Source organism: Clostridium algidicarnis DSM 15099 (genome assembly GCF_002934235.1).
GTDB classification, from domain to species: Bacteria; Bacillota; Clostridia; order Clostridiales; family Clostridiaceae; genus Clostridium_L; species Clostridium_L algidicarnis.
In genome coordinates, this window is sequence record NZ_PTIS01000019.1 from 1 (window position 1) to 19,420 (window position 19,420).

At 30.9% G+C, this 19,420-nt stretch carries 19 protein-coding genes and 3 pseudogenes; 16 read left to right on the top strand and 6 right to left on the bottom strand.

Going from position 1 to position 19,420, the window contains the following annotated elements; all coding sequences use genetic code 11:
- The first annotated feature begins 683 nt into the window (after nt 1–683).
- From BD821_RS11265 to BD821_RS13685, 10 genes are all read left to right on the top strand, one after another.
- Nucleotides 684–1,946 carry a UDP-N-acetylglucosamine 1-carboxyvinyltransferase gene (locus BD821_RS11265; RefSeq protein ID WP_104410562.1) on the top strand — a complete coding sequence of 421 codons (1,263 nt, stop codon included), beginning with the start codon at nt 684–686 and terminating at the stop codon, nt 1,944–1,946.
- 35 nt (nt 1,947–1,981) lie between these two features.
- Nucleotides 1,982–2,767 (top strand): MBL fold metallo-hydrolase, encoded by a 786-nt coding sequence (locus tag BD821_RS11270; RefSeq protein WP_104410563.1) that lies wholly within the window; start codon nt 1,982–1,984, stop codon nt 2,765–2,767.
- A gap of 43 nt (nt 2,768–2,810) precedes the next feature.
- Nucleotides 2,811–3,374 carry a GerMN domain-containing protein gene (locus BD821_RS11275; RefSeq protein WP_029451675.1) on the top strand — a complete coding sequence of 188 codons (564 nt, stop codon included), beginning with the start codon at nt 2,811–2,813 and terminating at the stop codon, nt 3,372–3,374.
- A 164-nt stretch (nt 3,375–3,538) separates the two neighbouring features.
- Nucleotides 3,539–4,036: an SEC-C metal-binding domain-containing protein gene (locus BD821_RS11280; RefSeq protein WP_104410564.1), complete on the top strand. Its 498-nt coding sequence runs from the start codon at nt 3,539–3,541 to the stop codon at nt 4,034–4,036.
- Nucleotides 4,037–4,183: 147 nt separating this feature from the next.
- Entirely contained in the window at nt 4,184–4,663 is a 480-nt protein-coding gene (gene rlmH / locus BD821_RS11285) for a 23S rRNA (pseudouridine(1915)-N(3))-methyltransferase RlmH (RefSeq protein WP_104410565.1), read from the top strand.
- A gap of 573 nt (nt 4,664–5,236) precedes the next feature.
- Nucleotides 5,237–5,497, top strand: a complete 261-nt coding sequence (locus tag BD821_RS11290; RefSeq protein WP_104410566.1) for a hypothetical protein — start codon at nt 5,237–5,239, stop codon at nt 5,495–5,497.
- 125 nt (nt 5,498–5,622) lie between these two features.
- Nucleotides 5,623–6,465, top strand: coding sequence for a DNA adenine methylase (locus BD821_RS11295; protein ID WP_104410567.1), 843 nt, complete (start codon nt 5,623–5,625; stop codon nt 6,463–6,465).
- Complete coding sequence (locus BD821_RS11300) at nt 6,458–7,747, top strand: type II restriction enzyme (RefSeq protein ID WP_104410568.1); 1,290 nt, start codon at nt 6,458–6,460, stop codon at nt 7,745–7,747. Before BD821_RS11295 ends, BD821_RS11300 begins: the two co-directional genes overlap by 8 nt.
- A gap of 95 nt (nt 7,748–7,842) precedes the next feature.
- On the top strand, nt 7,843–7,986 hold the full coding sequence (locus BD821_RS13680; protein WP_242971495.1) for a hypothetical protein: 144 nt from the start codon (nt 7,843–7,845) through the stop codon (nt 7,984–7,986).
- The gene (locus BD821_RS13685) at nt 7,987–8,139 is read left to right on the top strand and encodes a hypothetical protein (RefSeq protein WP_242971496.1); all 153 of its coding nucleotides are present in this window, start codon (nt 7,987–7,989) and stop codon (nt 8,137–8,139) included. It abuts the gene before it with no gap.
- A 157-nt stretch (nt 8,140–8,296) separates the two neighbouring features.
- Here the strand turns inward: BD821_RS13685 and BD821_RS13690 are convergent.
- Nucleotides 8,297–8,863 (bottom strand): annotated as a pseudogene (locus BD821_RS13690) (IS30 family transposase); the annotation flags it as partial.
- Between the two features lie 428 nt (nt 8,864–9,291).
- On the opposite strand from BD821_RS13690, the gene BD821_RS11315 reads away from it, so the two are divergent.
- The 4 genes from BD821_RS11315 to BD821_RS13825 all read left to right on the top strand — a co-directional run bounded on the left by BD821_RS11315 (nt 9,292) and on the right by BD821_RS13825 (nt 12,728).
- Complete coding sequence (locus BD821_RS11315) at nt 9,292–10,188, top strand: ParA family protein (RefSeq protein WP_104410569.1); 897 nt, start codon at nt 9,292–9,294, stop codon at nt 10,186–10,188.
- Nucleotides 10,189–10,209: 21 nt separating this feature from the next.
- Nucleotides 10,210–10,857, top strand: coding sequence for a hypothetical protein (locus tag BD821_RS11320; RefSeq protein ID WP_104410570.1), 648 nt, complete (start codon nt 10,210–10,212; stop codon nt 10,855–10,857).
- A 566-nt stretch (nt 10,858–11,423) separates the two neighbouring features.
- Nucleotides 11,424–12,203 carry a reverse transcriptase domain-containing protein gene (locus BD821_RS13820; RefSeq protein WP_341456787.1) on the top strand — a complete coding sequence of 260 codons (780 nt, stop codon included), beginning with the start codon at nt 11,424–11,426 and terminating at the stop codon, nt 12,201–12,203.
- Between the two features lie 123 nt (nt 12,204–12,326).
- Nucleotides 12,327–12,728, top strand: coding sequence for an RNA-dependent RNA polymerase family protein (locus tag BD821_RS13825; protein WP_341456786.1), 402 nt, complete (start codon nt 12,327–12,329; stop codon nt 12,726–12,728).
- A 242-nt stretch (nt 12,729–12,970) separates the two neighbouring features.
- On the opposite strand, the pseudogene BD821_RS11330 reads toward BD821_RS13825, so the two are convergent.
- Together BD821_RS11330 and BD821_RS11335 are read right to left on the bottom strand one after the other, a co-directional pair.
- A pseudogene (locus BD821_RS11330) lies at nt 12,971–13,576 on the bottom strand (phosphotransferase enzyme family protein); the annotation flags it as partial.
- Nucleotides 13,577–13,600: 24 nt separating this feature from the next.
- Nucleotides 13,601–14,050 carry a hypothetical protein gene (locus BD821_RS11335; protein WP_104410572.1) on the bottom strand — a complete coding sequence of 150 codons (450 nt, stop codon included), beginning with the start codon at nt 14,048–14,050 and terminating at the stop codon, nt 13,601–13,603.
- Nucleotides 14,051–14,173: 123 nt separating this feature from the next.
- On the opposite strand from BD821_RS11335, the gene rlmH (BD821_RS11340) reads away from it, so the two are divergent.
- Nucleotides 14,174–14,653, top strand: a complete 480-nt coding sequence (gene rlmH, locus BD821_RS11340; protein ID WP_104410573.1) for a 23S rRNA (pseudouridine(1915)-N(3))-methyltransferase RlmH — start codon at nt 14,174–14,176, stop codon at nt 14,651–14,653.
- A gap of 419 nt (nt 14,654–15,072) precedes the next feature.
- Here the strand turns inward: rlmH (BD821_RS11340) and BD821_RS13855 are convergent.
- Nucleotides 15,073–15,390: pseudogene (locus BD821_RS13855) on the bottom strand (Tn3 family transposase); the annotation flags it as partial.
- A gap of 79 nt (nt 15,391–15,469) precedes the next feature.
- On the opposite strand from BD821_RS13855, the gene BD821_RS11350 reads away from it, so the two are divergent.
- A protein-coding gene (locus tag BD821_RS11350; protein ID WP_104410574.1) for an IS3 family transposase occupies nt 15,470–17,031 on the top strand; the annotation gives its coding sequence in 2 pieces (ribosomal slippage) (nt 15,470–15,950 and nt 15,950–17,031; 1,563 coding nt in all).
- Between the two features lie 547 nt (nt 17,032–17,578).
- On the opposite strand, the gene BD821_RS11355 is transcribed toward BD821_RS11350, so the two are convergent.
- Nucleotides 17,579–17,866 (bottom strand): metal-sensing transcriptional repressor, encoded by a 288-nt coding sequence (locus BD821_RS11355; RefSeq protein WP_104410575.1) that lies wholly within the window; start codon nt 17,864–17,866, stop codon nt 17,579–17,581.
- Between the two features lie 31 nt (nt 17,867–17,897).
- Nucleotides 17,898–19,223: an MATE family efflux transporter gene (locus tag BD821_RS11360; protein WP_104410576.1), complete on the bottom strand. Its 1,326-nt coding sequence runs from the start codon at nt 19,221–19,223 to the stop codon at nt 17,898–17,900.
- Between the last annotated feature and the right edge of the window lie 197 nt (nt 19,224–19,420).

Here is a 19,420-nt window from a genome sequence, read left to right on the forward strand (position 1 = left end):
CGTGAAATACCTTTATCCGCTTCCGCGGTTAATAAAAAGGGTACGAAATCTAAAGAATATAAGATACATACCGCACCTATTCCTTATAGTGGAGCTGCGGTTACCTTGGGAAGAAAAGTAATACAAAAACTTTGTGGATTAAAAGGATTTAGAGATCTTAGTTACAATTAAGAATAAAAATGGGTAGGGTAAATTATAAATACCTCATGTAAAATAATGGATGATAAATTAAATAAAATAGTTGCCCACTTTTACTTGACTCAAACAACTTGTAAAATGTGCTTGTATTATTCAATAGTTATAGGTAAAATATATTTTATATAAATTTAAACTAAGGTGATACTATTTTTATATCATTTCGAAAAGGGTATTAATCTTATAACAACTTATGCTATAATAAAAGTTATGAAATTAAAATAAATTTAAATACGACATAATAAATATAATATAGATATTTAAGTGAAATTAAATAGATTTTTATAGACATTTAGAGCATAAATTTAGTTGAATTTTGGAGATAAATTAGACCATAAATAATAAATGTCATTATATAACTTAAAAATTAAGACTTATAAAAATTTAGTGATGAAAATAGGATTATATTAATTGAAATTAACTTATTAAAAATAAATTTAGAATTTTGCGAGAAGTTCATATAAAAATGATAAATAAGGGTGAAATATATGGAAAAATTAGTAGTACACGGAGGAAATAGGCTTTTTGGAGATATTGACATAAGCGGAGCAAAGAATGCAGCAGTAGCAATAATACCAGCGGCTTTAATGGCTAGCGAGGGAACTTGCCACATTGATAATATACCTAGTATTGAGGATGTCCACTGTTTAGAGAGAATAACAAAGTCTTTAGGATGTAAGATAAAAACTAATGTTAACTCATTAGATATAGATAGTTCGGAAATAACTAATTTAGATGCTTGTACTGAAGATGTAAGAAGGATGAGAGCATCTTATTACTTTATTGGGGCATTACTTGGAAGGTTCAAAAAAGCAAGAGTAGAACTTCCAGGCGGCTGTCCTATAGGCGTGAGGCCTATAGACCAGCATATAAAAGGATTTGAGGCTCTTGGAGCTACGGTTAAGATAGAACATGGGGCTGTAAATATAAAAGCAGATAGGCTAATAGGCACAAATATATTTTTTGACGTTGTAAGTGTTGGGGCTACTATAAATGTTATGTTAGCAGCTACACTGGCAGAGGGAGTAACAACACTTGAAAATGCCGCAAGAGAGCCTCATGTAGTAGATGTAGCCAACTTTTTAAACTCTATGGGTGCAAACGTTAAGGGAGCGGGGACAGATATAATAAGAATTACTGGAGTAGAGAAGTTATATGGATGTAGCTATAGTGTTATTCCAGACCAGATAGAAGCTGGAACATTTATGATTGCAGCTGCAGCAACTGGTGGGGAGATAACAGTTAAAAATGTTATACCGAAACATCTAGAATCCATATCAGCAAAACTAATAGAAATGGGAGCAGAAGTTATAGAACAAGATGATTCTGTAACAGTAAGATCCACTGGGAGATTAAAGGGTGTAAACATTAAAACTAATCCATACCCAGGGTTTCCAACAGATGTTCAACAACCTATGAGTACATTACTTTGTGTTGCTGAAGGAAGAAGCATAGTTAATGAAAGCATTTGGGAGAGTAGATTCAAACATGTAGATGAGCTTAAAAAGATGGGTGCAGATGTAAAGGTTGAAGGTCGGACAGCTATAATAGAAGGTAAGGAAAAACTTACAGGAGCTATAGTTAAGGCTACAGATTTAAGAGCTGGAGCAGCTATGGTTATAGCGGGATTACTTGCTGAAGGAAGAACTGAGATACATAGCATAGAACATATAGATAGGGGATATCCTGATATAGAAGTTAAATTTCAAAAATTAGGTGCAAAAATATATAGAGAAAGTATAAAGGAATAATAAATATCTCTATAAGGTAGTTTGGAGGAATATATATGATATTTTGTTCCTTATATAGTGGAAGCAGCGGGAACAGTATATTTGTGTCATCAGAAAAGTCAAAGATACTTATAGATGCGGGGTTACCAGGTAAAAGTATAGATGCCGCACTAAAAGAGATAGATGAAAGCCCAACAGAATTAGATGCTATATTTGTTACACATGAACATTTAGATCATGTAAAAGGTATTGGGGTTATGTCAAGAAAATACGATATACCAATATATGCAAATAAAGACACATGGGAAGGTATGGCCAAAACTGTAGGAAAGATAAAAGACTGTAACATTAAAGTTATTGATAGTAGTGTAACAAATATAAAGGATATGGATATTATAAACTATCCTATACCTCATGATGCTGCAAGTCCTTTAGGATATTCAATTTATTCATTAGGGAAAAAAGTTAGTATTACTACTGATTTTGGGTATCTTACAGCTGATATAAAAAGAAATATAGAAGATTCGGATGTTATATTATTAGAAAGTAATCATGATGTAGAAATGTTAAAGTTTGGACCCTATCCTTATAGCTTAAAGCGCAGGATTTTAAGTGATATAGGACATTTGTCCAACGATGATTGTGGAACTGCTATAGTAGACATGATGAACGATAAATATAAAAGAATAATATTAGGTCATTTAAGCAATACTAATAACTATCCAGAGTTAGCATATGAAACTGTCATAAGTGTTTTAAGAGAAAATAATATTGAGCTTAAAAAGGATATAGCTGTACAAATGGCAAGTAGAAAAGGTCCAAGCAGCTATATGAAAGTATGATTCGACAAACACTAGTCTTATTAATATTTAGAGGAAGGTATATATGGATAAAAGATTTAAAAGTGCTTTAAGCATAGGGCTTTGCTTTTTAGCTTTGACTACAGTAGCTTGTTCTAAGAAAGATAAAATAAGCATAAACAATAAAGAAAAGTTTAAAAACATTCAGCTACCAGCAGAAAAACAAGACAATATTGAGTTGGATATTTATTTTGATGCATCTAAAGATGCTTCAAAGATAGAAATAGCCAAAGAAGAGGTTTTAATTCCAAAGGAAGAAGTAATAGGGCAGTTAATAATAGATTCTTTAGTAAAAGGACCTTCTATTAATGGTAAGTTAAAACCTGTATTACCTAAAGAAACTAGGCTTTTAAGCTTTTCAATTAAAGATAACATAGCCTTTGTAAATCTTAGCAAAGAGGCTTTAATAACTATGACACCTGCAAAAGAGGAATCAGTTTTAACAAGCATAGTGGCATCTCTTGAGCAAATTCCATCTGTATCTAAAGTAAAGATACTTATAGAAAGCAAAGATGTTGAAACATTAGGAGGAAATTTTGATATTTCAAAACCTTTTAAAAGAGATGAAATAGGTCTTCTTAAAAGATAATAGAGTAATATTAAAATTTATTCTAAAAATTTAGAGTACAATTAAACTAAAAATAACATTTACTATGAATTTGAAATAAAGTAAAATAAAAGTTACAAAACAATATAAATTATAACTAAATCCTATAGGGCAAATATGATTTGTAAAAAGAAGGAGATAATAAAATGAATTTATATAAAAGATGGACAGATATGGTTGTAGAGTATGTTAAACATCACGGAGAAGAGGCGTTTTGGGATAAATATAGCGATATTGAAAGACGTATTTACATAAAAATACTAGCAAGTCACAAAGATACCTTAAGTACTACTATTTCTGATTTAGCAAAGGAGTTTGAAACAACTCCAGAATTTGTAATGGGATTTGTAGACGGAATAAATGAAAGTTTAGTACAATCAATAGATTTAGAGACTATAAGTGAAGACAGTGAAATTGAATTCAAAATAGATTTTGAAAAGTTATACTTCAACATGTTAGATGCAAAAGCGGATTATCTTTATGAACTTTCACAATGGGAAGGTATATTCTCAAAAGAAAAGAGAACTGAAATACATAAAGCCTGGAAATCATCTAAAACAGTAGTTAATGAAAACAAAGTAGGAAGAAATGATCCCTGTACCTGTGGAAGCGGAAAAAAATATAAGAAGTGCTGTGGTAAATAGTAAAAGGTAGCATTAAATAATATAATTAGTAGATATAAGAGGCTTTCGAGTAAACTTTGAAAGCCTTTTTTTAAGTGACATAAGAAAGATTTATAATAATGATAGTACTTGAAAATGAATATAAAATGTTAAGGTAGGAAAAAACTTATGAATATAACTATAATATCTGTAGGAAAAGTAAAAGAAAAGTATTTAAGAGACGCCATAGAAGAATACTCAAAAAGATTAAAAAGGTACTGTAAGCTTGAAATATTAGAAGTTTCCGACGAGAAGACCCCAGATAATGCATCTGAAAAGGAAGAAATTCAGATAAAGGTAAAAGAAGGAGAGGCTATATTAAGGTATATAAAAGATAACGCCTTTGTTATTGCATTAGATCTAAAAGGTAAAACAGTATCCTCAGAAGAGCTAGCAAATTTTATATCAGACCTTGGCACAAAAGGTAAGAGTGATTTAGTATTCATAATCGGAGGATCTCTTGGACTATCACAAAAGGTTCTAGAAAGAGCAGACTATAAGCTATGCTTCTCAAAGATGACCTTCCCCCACCAACTATTCAGAGTTATGTTATTAGAGCAGATATATAGAGGATTTAGGATAATTAAGGGAGAACCGTACCATAAGTAAGCCTCCAAATTTTACATTTGGTTAGGCGAACTTACTCATTCGAACGAATGTGAGAAGGAGTTTCCTTAATAGCCTCCAAATTTTACATTTGGTTAGGCGAACTTACTCATTCGAACGAATGTGAGAAGGAGTTTCCTTAATAGCCTCCAAATTTTACATTTGGTTAGGCGAACTTACTCATTCGAACGAAGTGAGAAGGAGTTACCTTAATAGCCTCCAAATTTCACATTTGGTTAGGCGCACTTACTCATTCGAACGAAGTGAGAAGGAGTTACCTTAATAGCCTCCAAATTTCACATTTGGTTAGGCGCACTTACTCATTCGAACGAAGTGAGAAGGAGTTACCTTAATAGCCTCCAAATTTCACATTTGGTTAGGCGCACTTACTCATTTAAGCGAAGTGAGAAGGAGTTACCTTTAAGGGTGAGGCTTTTATTAAAATTGGATAAGTAAATTGATATATGTATTATTCGGACAATAGGATTTAATACATTGTAATATATATAATAAGTTAAATTATATATGTTTAAAAATAATGCTTATTGTAATATAATTAATGAGAGGTGTTATTATATGGGGGAATTATGTAAGGTATGTGGTAAATTGTTAAATCGCTCTCAATATAGTAAGGATGGAGCGTTTAAATCTTGTCCTAATTGTTCAACAGCAAATGGAGAAGAACATGTGTATTATTCATATCCTGAAGATTTTGGGACGACGCCAAAGAGGGCATCAAGTAATAGACCAGATGGACCACAGAGTCACTGTGAAAGTTGTAGATTTGAAAAATCTAGCTACCCAAGTTCAATATTATGCAGTGAAATAGAAAAATAAACTTGGTAATATGAAGTAACCTTTGATTTTGAAAGGTTACTTATATTTAATAGAATTTTAAAAACGTATGTTCTTTTGCGCGGATTTGATTTATACTAAAATATATAATACTTTGGAGGAATAATATGAGGAAGAATAAAATAGTGTTAGCAGCACCTGTGTTAAAATGGGTAGGTGGAAAAAGACAATTAATGAGTGAGATAGAGAATATATTGCCAAAAACATACACCACATATTATGAACCCTTTATAGGTGGTGGAGCAGTATTATTTGAATTACAACCTAATAAAGCTGTTATCAATGATGTTAATGGTGAATTAATAAATTTATATAATGTAATTAAGGATGATGTAGAATTATTAATAGAAGATTTAAGAAAGCATGAGAATACATCAGAATATTTTTATAGAATTAGAGAACAAGATAGAGATAGAAATGAGTATGAAAAGTTATCTAAAATTGAAAAAGCATCAAGAGTAGTTTATTTAAATAAGACATGTTTTAATGGTTTATTTAGAGTTAATAAGGCAGGTGAATTTAATTCACCATTTGGTAAATATAAAAATCCAAATATAGTTGACGAAGTAACACTTAGAGCTGTAAGTAAATATTTTAATAAATCAGATATAAAAATTTTAAATTGTGATTTTGAACAGAGTTTAAAGAATATAAGAAAAGGGTCTTTTGTGTATTTAGACCCACCATATGATCCAGTTTCGAGTAGTGCGAATTTTACAGGATATGATAAGGGTGGATTTAATAGAGATGAACAAATAAGATTAAAAAAACTATGTGATAAGTTAGATAAAAAGGGAGTTAAATTTTTATTATCAAACTCTGCAACGGACTTTATTAAGGAGTTATATAAAGATTATAATATAAAAATAGTTAAAGCTAAGAGAGCCATAAATTCAAATGGTAATTCAAGAGGGGAAGTAGATGAGGTTTTGGTGAGAAATTATGAGTAAAAGTAAAAATGATATTGCATGGGAAAAACTATTTAGTCAGCATAATATAATTGCTGAAATTCATGAAAATGGAAAATTTGAAATATCAGCAAAGCAAATAAATGAGGTAAGAGAAGCTAGATTAATGACTAAGTTTGACCACAAGGTAAATTTACCTAAAATATTCGCAGATAATAAGCTATCAATCTTACCTATTACAAGAGGTAATTATGTAATATCCAAATTTCAAGCATATAGTAAATTTGAGAATATAAATTCGGAAATTGTAAGAGTACAATTTCCGGAATATATTACAAGTATAGATTATGAAAATATAACGAGTGAAGCTATGGCTATTAATTGTGCTTATGTATCTGGAATAATACACGATTTTGTAGAAGATGAAGAATTGGTTCCGACTGTTAATGGAAGAATGAGTTCAGATAGATTTAAATTCAAAATTAAAAATATTGATATGAATAATAAAATGGATATTGAAGTTATAAATTCTCAGATAGAGATTGATGGTGGGTATGAAGGTGTTGAAACATTAAGTTTAATAGAAGCAAAAAATTCAATATCAGATGATTTTATTATAAGACAATTATATTATCCATATAGATTATGGAGTAGTAAAATAGAGAAAAAAGTAAAGCCGATATTTATGGTATATTCAAATGGTATATATAGTTTTTATGAATATAAATTTGAAGATGGTGAAAATTATAATTCATTAAAACTTGTAAAGCAAAAAAATTATATAATTGAAAATGTAGATATATCACTGCAAGATATCTTGGATATATTTAACAACACAAAAATTGTAGACGAGCCTAAAATATCATTTCCTCAAGCAGACAGTTTTAGTAGAGTTATTAATTTATGTGAGTTGCTATATAAAAATGAAATGAGCAAAGAAGAAATAACAGTAAATTATGATTTTAATCCAAGGCAAACAAATTACTATACTGATGCAGGAAGGTATTTGGGACTTATTGATAAAAAAAGGCAAGATGGAGTTGTTAAATTTTTTTTGACAACAGAAGGTAAAAAACTATTTAAACTAAGATATAAAGATAGGCAGTTAAAATATGTAGAATTAATATTTAAACATAAGCCTTTTAGAGGATGTTTTAATAAATGCTTACATACTAGTGAAATTCCTAATAAGAAAGAAGTTATTAGGATAATGGAAGAATCAGAAGTATATAATGTACAAGCTGAAAGTACTTATGAAAGAAGAGCTTCAACAATCACTGGGTGGGTTAATTGGATAATAGATTTAACTAAAAGAGTGTCTTAATATGATTATAAATATATATTATAGAATAAGAAGTGAATCTCCTACTTATATTTAAGTGTAGATGGAAGATTTTATATTTTATAGGAGAGATTAAGATGATAGAAACAGCATATTTAACAGAAAAGCAAGTTTTGAAAATTATACCACAGGAGGTACATGAAACTACACAAGGGATATTGCAGATACTAGATTCGGAATATGGATCACAGAGAAACAAATATGAGGATGCTGGTGGCTAGGTGATAGTTGTAGAAAGGAAAGAGGAGCTTAAAGAAATAAAGGATAAAATCTACTTCGATTGTGATGATGTTATGGCTGAATATATAGACAAAAAGGTTTGTTGTAATGGTGAAACTTACACAAGTTCCTTAGTGGTCTGCAGTAATGACTAAGGTATATCACTAATAATTCCAATTGAATTAACACCACAAAATCTTAAAGAACATATGATTGATTAATAAACCTTAATTGCCAATGAAACAGTAATTAAGTCTTTTAACTATTACTGTGGTAAGAAAAAACACCTTAAGAAATTAAAATATCGGCACTACTATCAATCTCCCAGTAACCAAATTCTTCACGATTATTTATGTGACGTGGACGTTCTTCAATACTTTTACCAAATTTTTTCTTATGCTTTTGACCATTGTTGGCTTAGTATTCCTACGTAGCTTCATTGGTAAGTCTGCATTTTTAACAAGCAGTAACCCAAGAACAATATAGTTATATAAAGTTTTAGTGCAGACCATTTGAAAATGCTCAAACTGATCAGTTTGAAGCGCATTGCCTACACAAGCATCAGGTGACCATGAATCATGCTTTATCTTAGCTACAGCAGTTAATGAATTCAGAGCATTCTAAACGCTTAAATGTACGACATGAATTAAGACGATGTTTTTTATAAACGGCTTCGCCTGTATCTGCAAGGTAAATCTCAATACATTTTCCTTGTTTAATTTGAGTAGTAGTACCACGTCGTATTTCATTTAGAACAGTATTTATAGGACGATTAAGTTCTGTAGCTATCCTATATGCTGAAAACCCATCTTTAAGACGAAGTTAAATAGTCATGCGCTCTTCAAAATTCAAGTGTTTATTTTGCGTGATTCCGTGTATGTTTTTCTTTTGCGATTAAATCATAACACAGAATAATCCACTATGGATTTTTTTATTGATTCAATTTCATTTTACAACAAGTCGCTAATTAAAATTACAATTCCAGAAGAAAAAAATCTTTGTTATAATTAATTATAAATAAGATAACTATAAAAAATAAGAAAGATATAGAATTTATAGAGCTTCACTTTGATGAAAAGGTACAGAAATATTTTATAAATAATAAAGAAGGGGAATCTCCAGATGATGGCGATTGCCATTCTTTTATTTTGTTTACAATTAGGGTATAATGTACGTAAATCTAATAATATAAATTTAATTGGATATTGAGGAATCATTGTTTTAATGAATACTAAATACTATACAAAAAAATTTTGGTTTATAAATTGAGATAAAAATACAATGAGGATATGAAGGGGGATTTAAAGATGGGGAAAGTTATAAGTTTAATTAATTTAAAAGGCGGGGTAGGTAAAACAACTACAACAGTAGCTTTAGCGGAATTTTTAACTTTGGAAAAGAGAAAAAAAGTTTTAGTAATTGATTTAGATCCACAAACTAATGCAACAGTAATGTTAATAAACCAAGACGCATGGAAAAGGGCTAATGATAATAAAAGGACAATCCATCAAATGTTTTTGGACAAACTAAATGATACTGATTATTTTGATATATATAAGTCTATAATAAAAGGTGTATCAAGTATAGGAGGCGGAATACCTGATTTGCATTTACTACCATCAAGTATTGACTTACTTGATGTACAAGATAGAATACCTATGATTAATCAGATGAATAGTTTTGCACAAAGTCCTATTACGGTTCTTGCAAATTATTTAACTCAACAAATTATAGATGAATATGACTATATACTCATAGATTGTCCACCTAATTTAGGTGTTATAACTTTAAACGGCATATACTTAAGTGATTATTATTTAATACCAGTTGTTGCTGATATACTATCTACATATGGAATACCTCAAATTAAAGATAGGATAAATAAAGTTTCAGTTAATATTAAATCCATTAATAGATCATATAATATTAAACCTTTAGGTATAGTAATAACTAAGTATAGAATGCAGAGTAGGATGCATAGAGAAACAAGAGATGACTTAATATTAAGAAGTAAGTTAGCAGAAACAGATAAAAGAAGTGTTCCACAAGTTTTTAAAGTTTATGTAAAAGAAACAACTAGAATATCAGAAGCTACAGATATAGATGTTCAAATAAATACTTTGAAACAAAAATATGGATACAGTCAAGAGGTTTATGATGCATATGAAAATATCACAAATGAATTTATTCGAAGAGTAAAATAAGCAATTACAGGAGGCATTGCTATGTCAACAAAAAAAGAAGAAATCTTAAAATTAGTTATGGAAGGAAAAACATTAGATGATATACTGGAATTAGGATTTAATAGAAAGTATGTTAAAGAAGTTATAAGAAAGTTCAATAAAAAAGAGGATAAAAGTTTAGATAGTAACAAAACAAAAGATGATGATATTGTTCAAATGCAAAAAGATATTAAAGAGATAAAGAAACTATTAAATGAACAAGGTAGTTTAGATAAAAAGGAACTTTTAGGTGATAATAAGATTATTTTTAAAAAGCAGCAGTTGGATCAAGCACTAAAAATACTTAATTTTGTAAAAGATAATGAACAATTTTTGAATTATATTCAATTAGATATAAATATATCTATTACTGACGTTGAAAAAAATCAAAAAACAGAAACTCTAAAATCTAAAGATATTAACGGAGTTAAAATAAATCCTATAGAGATTTATAGAAAGAGTGGAGAAGTTGTTCTTAGAGGGATTTTAAATAGTTTTGATGTTGAGCAATTAAAGGATATAGCAAGACAATATATGCCCGATGCTAGGGGATATGTATACAAATGGAATGATAATAACAAGATAATTGATTATGTTGTTGATCGTTCAATTTCTTTATCTGAAAAGGGAAGTGTATTTGTAACTGACTAAAAATTAAGTAGCAATAAGTAGTCTATATTAATATATGATGAAATTAAAAAGTATACATTATAACCGTTACGAAGAACCGGTGCGGCTGAGCAAGGTTGGGTAATTTAAATGGTGGAAATCCATTCTGAAAAGATTGAGTCAAATCATTCAGTAGCGAGTCATGGAGATAAATAGGTAACTATTTATTTTAAGCGTTGACAGTTAGGTAGTAGGCTTGAAAGTGATTGAGACTCGTAATAAGTGTAAATTTAGGAAGGCTGACGGTGTCGGTTCTCTGGAAAGCAATATTATAGTAAGCGATAATGACGAGTTCACTATAACTTCCTCGGGGTCAAAGAGCCAAGCATGCTATACAATGATTACACAGCAACTCAGGAGACCCTGCTGTTCTCCTACGAAGGAGTATGACAAACAACTGATAATAAGGGAGAATGTCAAAACGTTAGTAGGAAGTCGGATAATCTAATAGTACCAATGAAGTAGGGTAATGCCAACGGAAGGAAGGAGATTACGTATTATTGCCTTAATTAAGGACACATTAACTACGCACAGGAGTAGAACAATTGATGGAAACGAAATTAGTTAAGATAGCAGAAATTGCTAAGGAAAAACCAAAGGAAAGATTTACGTCTTTATATCATTATCTAAATAAAGAAATGCTATTAAAATGCCACAAAGAACTTAGTGGAAATAAGGCTACAGGTATAGATGAAGTTACAAAAGTTCAGTATGCCGAAAATTTAGAGGATAATATAGAGAATTTAATTAAGAAATTAAAGAATCATAACTACAAACCACAGGGTGTTAAGAGGGTATATATTCCCAAGGGTGATGGAAAGTCAAAAAGACCGTTAGGTATTCCTTCATATGAAGATAAAATAGTGCAAATGGGACTAAATAAAATACTGCAAGCTATATATGAAGAAGATTTTATGGAGTTTTCATATGGATTTAGACCAAATAGGAATTGTCATACTGCAATTAAAAGACTGAACAATATTATTGAGAGTGGTAAAATAAGCTACGTGGTAGATGCAGATATAAAAGGATTCTTTAATAATGTGAATCATGAGTGGATGATAAAATTTCTAGAACTAAGGATAGGAGACATAAACATCATTAAGCTTATAAATAGATTCTTGAAATCAGGAATGATGGAGAATGGTGTTGCGGAAGCAACCGAATTAGGAACTCCCCAAGGTTCAATACTTTCACCAACTCTAGCAAATATATATTTGCATTATGCACTAGATTTATGGTTTGAGAAAATAATAAAGAGAGCTTTTAAAGGTGAAGCTGAAATCGTAAGATATGCTGATGATTTTGTGTGCTGCTTTCAATATTAAGGCGAAACCAGAAATTTCTGTAGGTTTCTTCTATATAGACTCAGAAAGTTTAATCTTGAAATTGAAAAGAGTAAATCTAAGTTAATACTGTTTGGAAGGTTTGCAGAAGAAAACAGAAAGAAGATGGGATACCAAAGAGCAGAAACATTTGATTTCCTAGGATTCACTCATTATTGTGGTAAAAGTAGAAATGGAAAGTTTAGAGTTAAGCGAAAAACAAGTAAAAAGAAGTTTAGAGCAAAGGTAAAGGAATTTAATCAATGGGTTAAATTGATTAGAAATAAGCTTCATATAGGAGATATATTTGATTTAACAAAGCAAAAGCTTAATGGACATTATCAATACTATGGGATTACAGATAATTCATATATGATAAGTCAGTTTTGTTTGGAAATAAAGAAAGCACTATTTAAGTGGTTAAACCGTAGAAGCCAAAGACGAAGCTTTGATTTAGACAAATTTAAAATGTATATGAAGCATAATCCATTACCTAAACCTAAAATTTATGTGAATGTATATAAATAGCAATTTCTATAAAATAATATGAAGAGCCGTATGCCTTAATTTGGCACGTACGGAATCTGTGAGGGGGAAAGTCTGTGAAGGCTTTCCCTACTCGACTATCACAAGTAATATAGATTTTTTAGTCGGAATTTTTGAAAAGAATAGAGTGTAAATAGATTAAATTTATAATAATATATTTACACTCATTTTTTTTAAAATTAAATTGGCATTGTAAAAGTATCTTTTCTCTTATTTAAAATCTCTTATTTAATTCTCAAATTTATCATCCAATCAGGTTCATTATTCCATTTTTCTTCTACAGAGTGAAGTATACGGACATATCCATATAAATTATCATACCTTCTAAAAATAGGTAGAAATTTAAGCATTTCATCGGAAATAGCATACTCAGTGCAGTAACCATTAATAAATTCATTTACCGAAAATTCTACTTGTTCTTCTTGCATATCCTCTTTTATACTATCTAATGATTGCACCATATCTAATGCAAACCAATGATACATTGCATCATCAAAATCAATAGTATTATAGGTTTTCGTAACTTCATCATAAAATACGTTGTCAGTTTCAAAGTTATAATGGATAAGTCCAAAGTTTTCTTTTGTAGTTGGTAGTTTTGAAAGATAAGATGTAAGTATAGCTAGCTCACTTTTGGCAACAGTTTCATTTGGAAAAGTTGATAATACATCTTCCATCCAGTCCGCTATTTCTTTCCAGTCATTACGTTTATTATTTACTGGCCTAAATTCACTGCTTAGTTTATGAAATTTTCCTAAAGCTTTACCTAGACCGAAGATTATATCCTTTGTCAAAGGCATTTCTGCTATTTGTTTACCAAGTACTTTTTTAAATGCAACAGCATAGAATGTTCCTTAAGGTGTGTCTACTACTTCAAGTTCATTGCCAGCTTTAGATAATATAGTATCTAAAGCAGGATAACCATTACCTCTTAAATAGCTCAATAATTCAAGTTCGGAAAGTATTTTTTCTTTGTTTTTTTCTTCAGTAGGTGCAAATCTAAGAAAAAAAGTTTCACCTTCATTCTTACACCAATAAACTGCATTTGATGAAATCCTATAATAATTTAATAAATCAGAATCTACATTATCATCTAGATCACTTACAATAAATTCAGTATCTATATTTCCTCTAACCAGCATACCGTTTTTCATTTTTCTTCCGCCTGATATAGCAAGTTTACGAGAAAAGTAACTTTTCATTGGTAACACAGTATATATAATAGCCTCAGTATCATTAATTGTTTTAATTGCAACCCAATCACCAATTGCAGGGTAATCCTTTTTTACATCTGCGTTATACATAAATTTACCGCTCAATTTACCATTGAAATTTCCTTTTTCAGAAAATGCAATATAGTTCCCTTTGTGCTGGGTGATGACTCTTGCGGCACGAAACCCTTTGTTTAAAAAGGGTTCAAAATTTTTATGAATATAACTATAATATCCGTAGGGAAAGTAAAAGAAAAGTACTTAAGAGACGTCATAGAAGAATATTCAAAAAGATTAAAGAGATACTGCAAGCTTGAAATATTAGAAGTTTCCGACGAGAAGACCCCAGATAATGCATCTGAAAAGGAAGAAATTCAGATAAAGGTAAAAGAAGGAGAGGCTATATTAAGGTATATAAAAGATAACGCCTTTGTTATTGCATTAGATCTAAAAGGTAAAACAGTATCCTCAGAAGAGCTAGCAAATTTTATATCAGACCTTGGCACAAAAGGTAAGAGTGATTTAGTATTCATAATCGGAGGATCTCTTGGACTATCACAAAAGGTTCTAGAAAGAGCAGACTATACGCTATGCTTTTCAAAAATGACCTTCCCCCATCAGCTATTCAGAGTCATGCTATTAGAACAGATATATAGAGGATTTAGGATAATTAAGGGAGAACCTTATCATAAGTAAGCCTCCAAATTTTACATTTGGTTAGGCGAACTTACTCATTCGAACGAATGTGAGAAGGAGTTTCCTTAATAGCCTCCAAATTTTACATTTGGTTAGGCGAACTTACTCATTCGAACGAATGTGAGAAGGAGTTTCCTTAATAGCCTCCAAATTTTACATTTGGTTAGGCGAACTTACTCATTCGAACGAATGTGAGAAGGAGTTTCCTTAATAGCCTCCAAATTTTACATTTGGTTAGGCGAACTTACTCATTCGAACGAATGTGAGAAGGAGTTTCCTTAATAGCCTCCAAATTTTACATTTGGTTAGGCGAACTTACTCATTCGAACGAATGTGAGAAGGAGTTTCCTTAATAGCCTCCAAATTTTACATTTGGTTAGGCGAACTTACTCATTCGAACGAAGTGAGAAGGAGTTACCTTGTGCTGCATTAGCTATTTGTCTATAAGATATACCAGGAGTTGAATCAGCCATTTTTGACAATCCTATATTAGTGCCCATGGCCATAAGAGCTGCCATTAGTATGGTTTTTTCTTCACCTTTAGCAATATGACCACTTGAAGCATGAAGAAAATTTCTATCAAATTCAGTCCACTTTGATACTTCTAAAAGCAAATCAGGAAGTTTAATTCTAGGTATAATTTTATATAACTTTTGGCTTAACAGAACAGCTTCAGGTGGAGTATCCTTTTCTAATTTATCAATATATATCTTAGAATTTTCAATCGCTATACCATCCCTAGGTGGTAAGATAGTTGTCGTAGGAGGAAAAAGATGATATCCTCGAATAAAGATAATAATAAGGAGAGAGTAACCTATGACAAGAGATAATAAGAATAATAAAAGATATACTAAAGAAGAAAAGGAATCCTTAGTGCGAAGAATGTTACCACCTGAAAATATTTCTACAAGCCTACTTTCAATAGAGACTGGCATAAGTAAATCTACATTAGCCACTTGGAAGTCCAAGGCTACAGGTGGGGCTGCAAGTAAGTCAAAAAGAAGTATGGGCACAAGAGATAAATTTATGATTGTTATGGAAACATATACTTTATCAGAAATAGATCTTTCAAAATATTGTAGAGAGCATGGTTTGTATGTTGAAGAAGTCAAACAATGGCGTTCTAGCTGCATAGGAGCAAATGACGTAGTCAGGAATAGTAACAATAATTTATCAGAAGAACTAAAGGAAGAAAAAAGGAAATCTAAAGAATTAGCAAGAGAAATAAGATTAAAGGATAAGGCGTTAGCTGAGACTACAGCTTTATTGGTACTCAGAAAAAAATTAAGCACCCTTTTCGGGGAAACCGAGGAAGACTAATTATCATAGAACATCGCATGACTATAGTTGAGCTAATTAAAGAAGCAAATGAAAATGGTGCAAGATTAATACCATCTTGTGAGGTTTGTGGTATTAGTAAAAGAACATTTGAAAGATGGCGTAAAGGTGGTACTGTAAATGAAGATAAGAGAAAAAGTTGTATAAGACCTGAGCCTAAAAATAAACTAAGTAAATCTGAATATCAAAGTGTCTTAAATACTGTTAATAGGCCTGAATTTGCAGATTTACCACCATCACAAATAGTACCTGCGTTAGCAGACAGAGGGATTTATATAGCATCGGAATCAACATTCTACCGAATATTAAGAGCTGAAAATATGCAACATCATCGTAGAAACACTAAGGCCCCTGAAAGAGTTAAAATGCCAACAACTCATATCGCAGATGGTCCAAATCAAGTTTGGACTTGGGATATAACTTGGTTAAACACTTATACTAGAGGCATTTATTATAAATTATATACTATTATAGATATCTACAGTAGGAAGATTGTAGGCTGGGAAGTATGGACAGAAGAAACTGGTGAACTGGCTTCGGAATTAGTTGAGAGAACTTTGCTATTAGAAAAAGCGAAAGGAAAACCTCTTGTTCTTCACTCTGATAATGGTGCGCCCATGAAGTCCTATACACTTAAATCAAAACTAGAGGGATTAGGGGTATTATCTTCATATTCAAGACCTAGAGTAAGCAACGATAACCCTTATTCAGAAGCACACTTTAAGACTATGAAATATAGGCCAGGATATCCGCAGGATGGGTTTAAATCAATTGATGATGCACGAGAATGGGTATCTGCATTTGTATATTGGTATAATAATGAACACTATCATAGTGGAATAAAATTTATGACTCCAAGTAGCAGACATAGTGGACAAACTATGAAAATAATAGCTAACAGAAAAAAGGTTTATGAATCAGCTAGAAAGCTTAATCCTCTTAGATTTAATAAGGGAATTAGAAACTGGGAGCCTGCTGAGACAGTAGCATTAAATCCTACTGATGAGATTAAACAGACACTAAAAACTGAAGCGATATAATTTGTAAAAAAATTACATATATTCTGACGGGATAGCATTTTAATATTGAATTCAATAATATTACAAAATTTCAATAAATATAAAAAGAAGTTATCGCGCAAGAATTTTTAAAATCTATACGACAACTCTCTTGACAAACACCGCCATCTAACGTATCAATATTTTTTGAGAACCACTTTAATCTACTATTTAAAGATTCAATTCTTTCTTGTAGGTATTCTCTCACATCAAGATTTACTGCAAGTCTTGTACCTGCTTTTTTAACAGTGTTTCATTCATTATATGGTATAAGATATTCCTCAAAGTCTTTGAAATTCTTGCTTCCTTCAACAGAAACATCTCCAGACCGTATTCTGTTTTTAAGTTCACTAAGTGTTGCTATTTCATAATAGTGGCGGTTTATTGACCCATCTTTTTCATATAAACATCTATTCCAATTAAACTCTTATTTATAAACCTTTATTATGATTGTGAATTAGTACAGCTTATATAAATTTCATTTCAATTAATGAAAATCCAACAAAAGTAAAAGTAAAATCTATTAACCTTACTTCATAAACTTGTCTATTGCCTGATTTAGGTCGGTCAGAACTTTCTTATCGCCCGTTTCTACCGCATCAACAACACAGTTTTCAATATGGTCTTGTAGAATTATTTTCCCAATATTGTTAATTGCAGATTTTACTGCTGAAACTTGCACCAAAACCTCACTGCAATCTCTGCCCTCTTCAACCATCTTCTTTACAGCCTCCAAATGCCCAATGGCTCTTGAAAGTCTATTTACTACTGCTTTAGTACTTTTATGGCTATGACTATGGTTATGCTCCTCACCCATTATTTTATCTCCTTTTAAGGTTTTATTTTAATTATATACATATTTCCTGCCATTTTCCATTTAAAAATCGTATTAACAGAAGAATTGCTCTAAATGTTATATCTAATGCATATCCCATCCATACGCCCAATAAGCCCAATCCACAAACCACACCTAATATATATCCAACTCCAACTCGTCCACACCAAATACCTATTAGTGTTGCATACATAGGGAACTTTGTATCTCCAGCCCCTTGTAATGCACTAGTGAATATTTGAGTAATAGCTGCAAAAGGTTGGAATATAGCAATCAGTCTCAGAACAATAACAACCATATCTTGAACTTCTTTTGTATCTGTAAAAATGCTAGCAAGGGTACGTGCAAATATAAAGAATATAACTCCAAAGCAAAGCATAAAAGCAGTTGCAATTATATCTGATAAGAAAACTATACTTTTAGCCTTTTTAATATTATTTTCCCCAAGGCTTATTCCAACAAGAGTAGCAGTAGCAACACCAAATCCCATTGCAGGTATATATGTGTAACTTTCTATATTTCCCGCTATATTATGAGCTACATAGGCTGAGATTCCAATAGAAATAATCATACTGTTATACACTAACTGTCCTATTCTCATAACTAGTTTTTCAACACCAGCAGGAATACCAATTTTTAATATAGAGCTGATCACATCTTTCTTAATCCTCATATTCTTAAAGTCGAGTTTAATTTCTTCACCCTTCATTAGTTTTCTTGTAAGAATTAAAACGCCTATAATTCTTGAAATAGTTGTTGCTAGTCCTAATCCAAAGATGCCTAAGCCTAATTTTATAAAAAGCATATTTAAAACAATATTTAGTACATTAGCAATTCCTGTAGCTATCATGGGTGTCTTAGTGTCCTTTGTTGACCTTAAACAACTAGATAATATAAGTGATAAACAAAGAAATACTGATGGAACTACCACAATCATATAATATGGTGATGTGTAGTTTATAAGGTCAGGTGACACCCCTGATACCATAAGTATTGGTTTATAAAATACAAAACTAATTATTCCAACTAATAATCCCAGTGTAATTCCAAGTATATTGGATTGCTTTATCGCACTGTTGGCTTCTGTATAATCAACTCTTCCGAAATTTCTTGAAACAATTGCACTTGTACCTATACTTATAGCAGTATAAAATGCGATAAAAATATTAATTATTAAGTTTGTTACGCCAATTGCTGCAATTGCATTATCATTAATTTGACCTGCAAAATAGGTATCTACTGTTCCTAAAAGTGTTTGAAGAATATTTTCTATTATAATTGGAATTGCCAAAGCAAATATAATAGAAATATTCTCTTTATTTTTTCTTATCCAACTCATGTTATTCCCTCCCATTATCCCCCCACTGGGGATAATGTAAGAGTAACACTAAAAAAAATACATTTCAAGATATTTGGAAAATATATCTATACTCCAGATATCTTGAAATGTATCTAATTTGCAAGATAATACAATTACGCAACAACTTTAAGTAAATTGTACTACTATGTACTATTTATTATCGTGGGCGAATTATA